Source organism: Crenothrix sp., assembly GCF_043729335.1.
Lineage (GTDB): Bacteria > Pseudomonadota > Gammaproteobacteria > Methylococcales > Methylomonadaceae > Crenothrix.
On record NZ_JAYTLQ010000035.1, the window covers coordinates 1 to 10,962 of the forward strand.

11 protein-coding genes and 2 tRNA genes are annotated in these 10,962 nt (G+C 42.1%); 11 read left to right on the forward strand and 2 right to left on the reverse strand.

Annotated elements, in window-relative coordinates:
• Window positions 1-119: 119 nt before the first annotated feature.
• Window positions 120-944, reverse strand: a complete 825-nt coding sequence (locus tag ACHZC4_RS08410; RefSeq protein WP_394753386.1) for an MOSC domain-containing protein — start codon at window positions 942-944, stop codon at window positions 120-122.
• Between the two features lie 80 nt (window positions 945-1,024).
• Window positions 1,025-1,438: a PilZ domain-containing protein gene (locus ACHZC4_RS08415; protein WP_394753387.1), complete on the reverse strand. Its 414-nt coding sequence runs from the start codon at window positions 1,436-1,438 to the stop codon at window positions 1,025-1,027.
• Window positions 1,439-1,592: 154 nt separating this feature from the next.
• On the opposite strand from ACHZC4_RS08415, the gene ACHZC4_RS08420 reads away from it, so the two are divergent.
• From ACHZC4_RS08420 to ACHZC4_RS08470, 11 genes are all read left to right on the forward strand, one after another.
• The gene (locus tag ACHZC4_RS08420) at window positions 1,593-2,795 is read left to right on the forward strand and encodes an ABC transporter substrate-binding protein (RefSeq protein WP_394753389.1); all 1,203 of its coding nucleotides are present in this window, start codon (window positions 1,593-1,595) and stop codon (window positions 2,793-2,795) included.
• Window positions 2,792-3,757: a PQQ-dependent catabolism-associated beta-propeller protein gene (locus ACHZC4_RS08425; protein ID WP_394753390.1), complete on the forward strand. Its 966-nt coding sequence runs from the start codon at window positions 2,792-2,794 to the stop codon at window positions 3,755-3,757. The genes ACHZC4_RS08420 and ACHZC4_RS08425 overlap by 4 nt, the downstream gene beginning before the upstream one ends.
• The gene (locus ACHZC4_RS08430) at window positions 3,754-4,488 is read left to right on the forward strand and encodes an ABC transporter ATP-binding protein (protein ID WP_394753391.1); all 735 of its coding nucleotides are present in this window, start codon (window positions 3,754-3,756) and stop codon (window positions 4,486-4,488) included. Before ACHZC4_RS08425 ends, ACHZC4_RS08430 begins: the two co-directional genes overlap by 4 nt.
• Entirely contained in the window at window positions 4,485-5,291 is an 807-nt protein-coding gene (locus ACHZC4_RS08435; RefSeq protein ID WP_394753392.1) for an ABC transporter permease, read from the forward strand. The genes ACHZC4_RS08430 and ACHZC4_RS08435 overlap by 4 nt, the downstream gene beginning before the upstream one ends.
• A gap of 91 nt (window positions 5,292-5,382) precedes the next feature.
• Window positions 5,383-7,017 (forward strand): hypothetical protein, encoded by a 1,635-nt coding sequence (locus ACHZC4_RS08440; protein ID WP_394753393.1) that lies wholly within the window; start codon window positions 5,383-5,385, stop codon window positions 7,015-7,017.
• Window positions 7,018-7,355: 338 nt separating this feature from the next.
• The gene (locus ACHZC4_RS08445; protein WP_394753394.1) at window positions 7,356-8,963 is read left to right on the forward strand and encodes a hypothetical protein; all 1,608 of its coding nucleotides are present in this window, start codon (window positions 7,356-7,358) and stop codon (window positions 8,961-8,963) included.
• A gap of 397 nt (window positions 8,964-9,360) precedes the next feature.
• Window positions 9,361-9,969 (forward strand): hypothetical protein, encoded by a 609-nt coding sequence (locus tag ACHZC4_RS08450; protein WP_394753395.1) that lies wholly within the window; start codon window positions 9,361-9,363, stop codon window positions 9,967-9,969.
• 53 nt (window positions 9,970-10,022) lie between these two features.
• Window positions 10,023-10,097 (forward strand) — tRNA-Gly (locus ACHZC4_RS08455).
• Between the two features lie 47 nt (window positions 10,098-10,144).
• A tRNA-Cys gene (locus ACHZC4_RS08460) sits at window positions 10,145-10,218 on the forward strand.
• Window positions 10,219-10,380: 162 nt separating this feature from the next.
• Window positions 10,381-10,845: a tyrosine-type recombinase/integrase gene (locus ACHZC4_RS08465; RefSeq protein WP_394753396.1), complete on the forward strand. Its 465-nt coding sequence runs from the start codon at window positions 10,381-10,383 to the stop codon at window positions 10,843-10,845.
• On the forward strand, window positions 10,802-10,962 hold a 161-nt coding region (locus ACHZC4_RS08470), incomplete at its 3' end, for a phage integrase central domain-containing protein (RefSeq protein WP_394753397.1). The genes ACHZC4_RS08465 and ACHZC4_RS08470, both read left to right, overlap by 44 nt.

A 10,962-nucleotide genomic window follows, 5' to 3' on the forward strand; every position in this document is an offset into this window, starting at 1 on the left:
TAATTTCAGGGTCATGGGGTTTCAGTGCAGTTTTTATCACTGCACTATGTCAAAAATCCCTACAAATTAACACCTGCATTGATTTGTAGGGACTACCGATTTTGGCAGCTGCGGTCTTGCTAGATAGGTGGTTGTCCAACCCCTGTTGATTTAATAATTACCGCATCGCCCACCGCCAACTCGCCGCATTGGTTATGCAGTGCATTTTGGCCAAAATAGACCTTGTTGTTCCATTTTCGAATACGGTTAAGGGTAGTAAGCGGCTCTTTACCCAGTTTACCCGTTTCGGGGTCAATAGTCGGAACAGGGCAACGCGCGCAAGCTTTAGGCAATCTAAAATCAATATTCCCTATACTGATTTCCCGCCAGCTGTCTTCAGCATATTCCGGGCAACCGCTGATGACCAAGTTGGGTCTAAAGCGCTTCATAGGTAAGTCCAATTGCATGGCCTGATTTAACGAGGCCAGCGAATTTTCAGCAATAATCAGAAAGGGAAAACCATCGGAAAAAGATGCCTGATCTGATGCAAGCCCGTAGTTAGGATCAACCCGTCGAATACTGTCATCGGTTTGGTAAACTATTCGGCAATCCGACCCTAAAAAATCACTTAACCATTGGTCAGCTTTGGCAGATACGCTTTGTGCCGCACAGTAATCATGCCATATCTGGCTGGTAATCACTTCGCCTGGGGGAGGCAGAAGCGGTAATGATAATTCTGTCATACCGTGTGCAGATAACTGTAAAGCATCGGCGGTTAATGCTGTCTTGATTAACGTCATTCGGGGCAAGGTACGTTGGCTTAGAAAATGGCCTTCATTGTCGATAAGCATCCATTTTCGGTCATATTGCAAACCGGTTTTTGTAACCGGCCAACGCGTTACATTAATACCCGTCAAAGATTTTACCGGATAAACACTGATGCTACTGAGGGTGTAAGTTGTCATGTTGACTGCGCCAAGCTATGATTGAAGTGGTATAGGTAACCACAAATCTGTAAGCGATTAAAGTCGAGAATGCCGGTTTTTTATTTAAAGACCAGTTTTTTCTGGGTTTCTAACAGATAATCGCCGAGGCTGTTACTAAGACGATCAAATTGTATGCCATAGCGAAAAGGTGAGCCACTGGCTCTTCGAACCACTTTTGCTCGGCGTCTGAACACACAGTTATTTTCAAATTTAAGAAAAATAGTCACTTCTTGATTAACACGCAGTTTTTTGTCAGTTGCAATTAAAAGGCCTTTGCTGCTGATGTCTTGAAGTTCAACAAGGATTTCTTTGTTAAAGCTAAAGCCAAAATTAAACAAACTGATCTTGCAGACAGCAGCGGCAATATCTTCACGAATATAACGCACACCAATACGCGTGTTAGGTCTTGAAAAAAGTGGCGGTTCAATTCCAAAGCTGTTGTTGGTATTAATAGAGTTTTTGAAGTCTACCATGCAGTTACAAGAGATTAGTGTTCAAGTTAAGCCGCGTCAAGTATTAACCCTAAAGCAATAAATTTCAATGATTGTTTGTATTCGACTTTATTGAACACAACAAAAAATGCTTTAATCCGTTAAAATTAAAACTGTTATTCTTTAAGGTTAGACCATGATCCGATCAATGCCTGCTTATTTTTCTGCCTTTGTAAAAATAATCCTTATTTATGCGCTGTTTAATGTGAATTTGGCCGTTGCCAAAAGCAATAAACAAGTCATTAATATTGCTTATTTAGCGCAACAACAAAATCCTCCGCCGGTCTTGTCCAATTTAGATCCGTTTATAAACAATAAAGCGGAACCTGGGGCGGAGTTGGCCATTAAAGATAATGCTACGACCGGTCAATTCACTAAACAATCCTTCATCCTTAAAAAATTTATTGTACCGGTAGATGGCAGTGTTATTGAGGCTTACACCAAATCCATTGCCGGTAAGTTTGATTTTGTCGTGCTTAATTTGTCGGCAACGCAACTCTTGGAGATTGCAGATTTACCCGCCGCTAAGCAAGCTGTGTTGTTTGATGTGGCAACCTCTGATGACAGCTTGCGTAATGCCCAGTGCCGCAATCAAGTTTTACATATTTTGCCCAGCAGAGCCATGCGAGCGGATGCGTTAGCGCAGTATATGATGAAAAAAAACTGGAAACGCTGGTTTCTGGTGGTGGGTACGACACAGGAAGACCGTTTGTATGCCGAAGCCATTAAGCGGGCTGCCAAACGTTTTGGACTGGAAATAGTCGCTGAAAAAACCTGGGCGCATACTGCCGATGACCGGCGTACTGCGCAATCTGATGTGGCGGTTTTTACTCAGGTTGATGATTATGATGTTTTAGTCGTTGCCGATGAGCAAGCCCAGTTTGGCGAATATCTGGATTACCGCACCTGGAACCCGCGGCCTGTTATAGGCACGCAAGGCTTAATAGCGACCGCCTGGCATAAAACCCATGAGCAATGGGGCGCAGTACAAATTCAAAATCGCTTTAAAGAAGCCGCCGGACGCTGGATGGAAGAGCAGGACTATGCTGCTTACCTTGCGGTGCGCGCGATTGGTGAGGCTGCAACGCGCACTAAATCCAATGCTTTAAAAGAAATTAAAAATTATCTATTGAGCGAGCAGTTCGCCTTGCAAGGTTACAAAGGTGTGCCGCTGTCTTTTCGTGCCTGGGATGGCCAGTTGCGCCAACCTGTTTTACTGGCAGCGCCGCGCTCATTAGTGAGTGTAGCGCCTTTGGAAGGCTTTTTGCACCCTAAAAACGAACTCGATACCCTGGGTTATGATGAGCCCGAAACCTTATGCAAAAGGAGTCAAGAATGAGTAAATCTATTGTTTTACAGGCATTGGTTATGGTAATACTGACGGTAAACGCTTATGCCGAAAGCGTTTTTGTCACCTTGGAAAAAGACAATACGTTGGGGATTATTGATCCGCTGGAAGGGAAGTTAATTAAGTCTGTGCCGCTGGGTGTGCGTCCACGCGGCATTGCCTTAAGCCCCGATAACAAAATACTGTTTATTGCTACCAGCGATGAAAACACTATCAAAATGTTGGATGCCGAAACCTTTAAGGAGCTAGGTAAATTGCCTTCTGGCGACGATCCGGAAACCTTTGCGCTCAGTCCCAAAGGAGATCGCATGTATGTCTCTAACGAAGATGACAGCATGGTCACGGTAATTGATATTGCCAAGAAAAAAGCCATTAAGCAGATTAAAGTGGGCGTGGAACCGGAAGGTATTACCGTCAGCCCCGATAACAAATGGGTGATCAGTGCTTCTGAAACCACCAATATGGTGCATTGGATTGATACCCAAACCAATGCCATTGTCGATAATACCCTGGTTGATCCACGGCCCCGTGCAGTGATGTTTACCAATGATAGCCAACAATTGTGGGTTACCTCGGAAATGGCCGGCACGTTAACCATTATTGATGCCAAAACCAGGCAAATCACTAAAAATATCAGTTTTGCCGTGCAAGGTGTTACTCCTGAGAAAATTCAGCCGGTGGGAGTAGTGATTGATAAGGACAGAAAATGGGGTTATGTGGCCTTAGGCCCTGCTAATCGGGTGGCGGTGGTTAATGCCCAAACTTTTGAAATCGAAAAATATTTACTGGTAGGTCAGCGGGTATGGAATCTAGCTTTTTCACCGGATCAAAAACGGCTTTATACCACCAACGGCATCAGTAACGATATGTCGATTATTGATCTTGACAGCCAAACGGTGACTAAATCTATCGGTGTAGGCACTTACCCGTGGGGTGTTGCGGTAAAACCATGAACGACATTAATACATTATTAATAGAAAATTTAAGCTTTTCTTATAGCAATAAAAAGGCCCTGGATAACGTCAGCTTTGTGATTCATCCGGGTGAATGCACGGTGTTATTAGGCCCTAATGGCGCGGGCAAAAGTACGCTATTTTCCCTGATTACCCGCTTGTATGATACCCGCCAAGGTCGCATTGAATTATGCGGTTTTGATATTAAAAAACATACCCGTAACGCGTTGGCAAAATTGGGGGTGGTATTTCAACAAACCACTTTGGATATGGATTTAAGCGTAATGCAAAACCTGCGCTACCACACCGCCTTGCATGGTATGCCACGCAAACTGGCTAATCAACGTATTCAACAGGAACTGGAGCGTTTAAACATGTATGAGCGCCGTTATGAGAAAGTCCGGCAGCTGAACGGTGGCCACCGGCGGCGGGTAGAAATCGCCCGCTCATTATTACACAAGCCGTCTTTGCTGTTATTGGATGAACCCACCGTGGGTTTGGATGTACCCAGCCGCCAAGCTTTGGTGGAATATGTACATCAATTGGTCGCCGAAGAAAACTTGGCCGTGCTCTGGGCCAGTCATTTGATTGATGAGATTTATCCGAATGATCATGTCATTGTCTTGCACAAAGGCCAAATTAAAGCCAAAGGCAGCGTTAATGAGGTCATGGCTGCGACGCAAACCCTGCAAATTAAAGATGCTTTCAGCAAGTTAACGGAGGCGGCGTGAATATTATGCATTATTGGCGCGCCTTATGGGGCATTGTCTGGCGCGAGTTATTTCGTTTTGTTACCCAGCGGGAACGCTTTGTGTCGGCACTGGTCAGGCCACTGGTGTGGCTATTTGTGTTTGCCGCAGGTTTTAGGGCGGCATTGGGTTTGGCGATTACCCCGCCGTATGAAACCTATATTCTCTACGAAGTGTATATTACGCCCGGCTTATGCGGAATGATTCAGTTGTTCAACGGCATGCAAAGTTCGTTATCGATGGTCTATGACCGCGAAATGGGCAGTATGCGGGTGTTGATGGTGTGTCCTTTGCCGCGCTGGTTTTTGCTGGTAAGTAAATTACTGGCAGGCGTAGGTGTATCTATTTTGCAGGTGTACGTATTTTTAGTAATTGCCTGGTTTTATGATATTAAAGCGCCTTGGCTAGGCTACGCATGGGTGTTGCCTGCGTTAATATTGTCAGGACTTATGTTGGGGGCGCTGGGGTTATTATTATCTTCGTTCATCAAACAGCTGGAGAACTTTGCCGGTGTGATGAATTTTGTTATTTTTCCGATGTTTTTTATGTCGACTGCGTTATATCCACTATGGAAAATGCAAGAATCGAGTGTTTGGTTACATAACTTGGCGCAATACAATCCTTTTTCGCAAGCGGTTGAATTGATTCGTTTTGCATTGTATGGGCAGCTTAACCAATACGCTCTTATTTATACCTTAACAGCGTTTATTGTTTTTATGGCCGCTGCAATCATAGGCTATACTCCTTCAAAAGGAATGATGGTAAAAAAAGGCGGGCCGGGTTGAGTCTGTTTTTTAAAAGCCGTTGCCTATTTTTCTAAACAACAACTTAAGCTCAGCTAAGAGTGAATGATTAAAAAACAAATTCGGTGATTATGTGAAGAACTCTTTTTATTTGGTGATTCCAAAGCAACAAAATGAGCCTTTACGTCTGAAGGAATTTGAAGCCAAAGCATTACAGCAGTGGCTGGATGAATTATTGGCAGGTGATTTTGGCTCGTCTACACTGCTCATTCAGAACTTTGTTATGGAGCTCAATACGCTTGTTATGCCTACCCAACTTAGGCTGGCTGTATTGAAAAAAATTACGCCGATTGTGTATTATATTGAAAATATCCTCCTGAATACGCTCTTAAAAACCGGATTTCCTAAGGATGGCAAAGAAAAGAAAATTTTTGAGCTTTTAATAGCCATTCAAAAAGCCTGTGCATTGGGTTACTGGATAGTCTTGAAAGAGTTAATGCATAGAGATGCAAGCTGGTATAAAGAGAAGGATACTGGATTGGCACTACAGCTATGTGTCAAAAAACTGGGTCGGATCGTCATCAGCCATTACATCATGAAGATGTCTGTCCCAGCTTGGCTGTGGTTGGATTTACATTCTCTTTATAAGCTCAGTTTAAAGAGAAATCATATTGTCACTAAAATTGTTACACATTTAAACCAGTATAAAAAAGCACGCTCAACTGAAGATTGCTATAAGCAGATTTTGCTCATGAGTCTTGCCGATCCTTCAGGATTGAATCCCAAAGAAATTCTTTTAGTATTTAAAGTTGCAGGTTCATTAGCGGCTTTAGTCAGCTTACAAAGCACGCATGTTATCCAGCAAAATAGCCAGTGTGCCATTCAAACGGATGAAGACGAACCACCTTATTTCCGAACCAATGTAGTGGGCAGTGTGACCGATGCTTACACGCGTTATTTCGATTTTACCTTACTGTATCAATCTCTTGATTATCAGGAAAAGCGCGTTAATGTAGGCGATGCCGAATTTTCCACTTCGCTGCGGGGAATAAGTCATCAGATTCCAACATTATCGGCAGAACTATTGAGCTATTTACGACAAAGGTGGACTGGCGTGGAGTTTCAGGGTTCTCCTTTGTTTGTTGATCGCCGAAATCGGTATATTGGTATCGGGTTGTTTTCAATACGCGACCTAAGCAGCGCTGCCAAGGCCGATAAAATCGAAGTGGATTTTTCCAGTAAAGAGCAAAGAGAGCCATTGTTGGCCCAATCTATCTCCGATAAATTATTGTCAGCCAAATTTAATGAAGTGGGTGTGTTATCGGTAGGTAGTCTTGTCAGTTTTAGAAAACAATCCGAACCAGAATGTAAGCAAGCTTTAGGGATTGTTAATAAAGTCAGCGTAGTCAGTCACGATAATAGAATAGTTTTTGGTGTGGCGTTGATAGCAAGACATTTTTGTATCGTGTTTTGCAAGCGTAGCCATGCAGCAGATGAAGATATCGCTAAAGAAGTGTCGCAAAGAGGGGCTTTTTACAGTCACGATAAGCTGAAAAACGAAAAAGATTATGTGATAACTGACTATCCTTTTGAAGATAATGAGCGGGTTAATCTGTCCATGGAGCGATCTCGGAAGCGAGAAAATTTTCCGGTTATCTTGAAAAATAGAAAAAACATAGCGTCGGGGTATTGGCATTTTGAATGTCATCCTATCGCTGAGCACTCCAGGCCAAAGCCAGATACAGCGTTGCTTAGATCATACGCTTAACTACCTGGAGCTTCTGGCTTAGATTGTTAAGCGATTATGACGGCCAGTCTATTTTAGAGTGGCGTCAAGCTTGGTATCCTCACAATTGATTGCACAAGTCCTTGAATCCCCTTTTTTGGCTGGTTCAGTCAGTTAATTAACAGACACTTACTTATGCCTTGATAACTTTATTGTTTTTATGGACGCTGTCATCATAAGCTATAATCGTTTCGAAAGTAATGATGATAAAAAGGCGGTTCTAGTTGAGTGTGCTTTTTTATATTCAGAGTGCACATTTTTTAAACAATAACTTAATTTTATTTAAGATTGAATGAATAAAGAACAATTTCGGTGACTATGTGAAGAACTCTTTTTATTTGGTGATTCCAAAGCAGCAAAATGAGCCTTTACGCCTGAAGGAATTTGAATCCAGATCCTTACAGCAGTGGCTGGATGATTTGCCAGCAGCTAATCTTAGTTTGGCAACGCGGCTGATTCACGATTTTGTTATGGAATTAAATACGCTTATTATGCCCAGTCAACTTAGGTTGGATGTACTGGAAAAAATCAGGCCAAATGTCCATGTCATCGAAGATTATCTCCAAGGCCGACTGATAAAAACCGGGTTTCCTAAAGATGATAACGAAAAGAAAATTTTCGATGTTTTAATCTCAATTGAAAAAGAATGCGCTATTGGCTATTGGATAGTGTTAAAAGAAATTACCCACCGAGATGCCGGTTGGTTTAAAGGTAAAAATACTGCGCTGGCGATACAACGCTGTATTAAAAAATTAGGTCGTATCGTTACCAGCCATTTTATTATGCGTGCTTCCCTGCCTGATTGGGTATGGATAGACTTGCATTCCTTGTATAAACTCAGTGTCACAACCCATCAAAATGCGCCTGCGGTCACTAAGCATTTCAATCAGTTTGATAAAACACAGGCCGCTGAAATGTGTTATAAACAGGTCATATTGTTATATCTTGCTGATCCAACCGGATTAATGCAAAAAGAGATTCCCAAAGTTTATGATTTTGCAGGATCAATTGCAGCCTTAGTTAGTTTTAAGCGTGTGCCGGTTATGAACCAGAATGCACAGTGCCTGATTTTAGTAGATGAAGATAAGCCACCTTATTTTCAATATGATGTTGATACAAATTCTGATTCATCTACGTTCTACCTTGATTTTACTAAGCTTCATAAATTTCTGGATGAGCAAGAAAGGCTGCCTAATAAAGCCGAGACTGGGCTTTTAAACACCATGTTTAGTGCCAATAAGCAGACTATTAAACTTCCTGCAGAGCTGTTGAATTATTTGCAACAACGATGGTTTGGTGTTGAGTTAAAAGGTTCTGCATTATTTATTGATCGTATGGATCGGTATGTTGCAATAGGTTTGTCCTCAGCACATGATATGAAAAGCCCTTTAAATACCGATGTAAGGGCAATGAATACAATTGAACATGAAAAAACCGCGCAATTGTCGGCTCAATCCGCTTCTGATAGATTGCTAGCTGCGGTATTTAATGAGCCAGGTGTATTATCGGTAGGCAGTCTTGTTAGTTTTAGAAAGCAGCAGGAACCTGAATCTAATCGTAGTTTGGGTATTGTTAACAAAGTGAATGATGTGAGCCAGGCTGGAAAAATAGCTTTTGGCGTGCAATTGTTAGCAGACCGTTTCTATACGGTGATTTGTCAACATCGTCACGCTGCCCAAAACAATGCGCAACAAAAAGGGGTTTTTTACAGCATAAAGGAGTTGTCCGGTGAAAAAAGTTACGTTATCACCGATTACTTTATGTTTGAAGACAATGACATTGTCGATTTGACGGTAGAGCAAGAAGATTTTCCGGTTACCATGAAAAATAGAAAAAATATTGGTTTGGGTTATTGGCAGTTTGAATGCCAGCGCATTATTGAACACACCAAACCGGTACAACCTAAAAAAGGTTACGATTTTATTTAAGATTGTTCAATGGCTGTGTGCCAAGTATAAAATCATCTTGTTAGTCCATATTAAAAATAATTTATAATATTGATAAATATAGTTTTTTTATATTTTTAATGACGTATTTTTGCAATGGCTTGACATGGTTTTTGAGTGAATATTTGATGCCACGTAATTAAAATAGTGCTATAAGCTTATAAAGCACTTGAAAAGTTTTTTCATCGTGTTAAGTTGTCACATTGAGTAAGCGGTTTTATGATTGACTGACGGTTAGGCTATAACAAAAACAAGCCAGTTTACTTGATTTGATTTTTAGAAATGTTTTTAAACGGGGCTGAACTTACGGGCAGCTATTTAGTACTTTGGGCAAAGTCTCATAAAATAAATATAAAATACAATTCCATGGGGATGAGAAATGAGTAACGAAGAAAACGCCAATAATACCGAAGAAAAAGTGGATAGTGTCGAAGAAGTCGTTAAAAACGTTGAAGAAAACGCTAAAGAAGCCGCTCAAGATATTAAAGAAGCTGTAAGCAATACAGTGGATAAAGCAGAGGAGTTGACAAGTAAGGCTGGCGATGCGGCTAAAAATGCAGGCGGTAACTTAATGTCTTCAGTGATGAGCTTAAAAGAAAACAATCCAAAATTATTTTTTGGGCTTTTGGCTGTAGTTGCCATTCCTCTCGTGGTCATCATGATGAGCGGTGGTGGCTCAAATACAGTCAGTGGTCCCAAAATAAAAGATTTGGTGTCAGGCCAAAAGTATATCCTTAAAAGTTCAAATTCTTATGATCCTTCGGCAACAGTGCGTTTGGTTGCTGTTCCTGGTGCATTAGCAGCTTATGATGACAGTGAAGAGTCCGACAGAAATGGTGCTTGTCAGCATCTTGCACAAGGCACACCCGTAACGGCACTTGATTTTAGCGCGGCTTACGGTCAAGCAAAAGCGTTTGTTAAGGTTCAAGTTGATGATGGCCCTTGTAAAGGTACGACTGCCTGGGCTTTAGGTATCGATGTACAATAAGCAAAAATAGTTTGACGAGTTTAAAAAATTACGTATAATACTCGAATAATAAAGCGGGAATAGCTCAGTGGTAGAGCACAACCTTGCCAAGGTTGGGGTCGCGAGTTCGAATCTCGTTTCCCGCTCCAAATAATATAAAAAGCCGCGTTAATCGCGGCTTTTTATTTATTGACATGGCTGCGTAGCAAAATGGTTATGCAGTGGCCTGCAAAGCCATCTACGCCGGTTCGATTCCGGCCGCAGCCTCCAATAGCAAATACAATAAGATTCCACGAAGTACAAAAACCCTTATCGCTTCTGGCCTTAAGGGTTTTTTTATGTCCAATAAAGTACAACGATATTCGTTTACACCCAAGTTTATTGACGGTATAAATGACGGTACAACCTCCCCCACCAAAACCTTATACCGTCATGAGCCTAACCGATACCGCCATAAAGAACGCCAAGCCCACTGATAAACAATACAAATTGACAGATAACAACGGCATGTATTTATTGGTACATCCGAACGGATCAAAATACTTTAGGCTGGATTACCGCTTTGACGGCAATCGAAAAACATTGGCCTTGGGTGTCTATTCAGACGTTACTTTAAAACAAGCCCGTGAAAAACTTGATACCGTCAAAAAACAAATTGCTGACGGTATAGACCCGAGCGAGAACCGGAAAGCCGTTAAATCATCGAAAGCAGCCAGCGCAACAAACAGCTTTGAAGTGATAGCCCGCGAATGGGGATTGAAGAAAGTTGATACGCGGGCGGATAAAAACAACCGTTCTAAACGGATGCTGGAACGCAATATTTTCCCATGGCTTGGCAACACACCGATTACCGATGTTAAGCCTATGGCCATACTGGCATGTTTACGGCGTGTTTAAGATCGAGGCACTATTGAGGACAGCGCACAGGGTTTTACAGATCGTGGGGCAGGTTTTCAGGTACGCGGTGGCCACTGGCAGAACCGAACGGGACATTACACCGGATTTAAAAGGCGC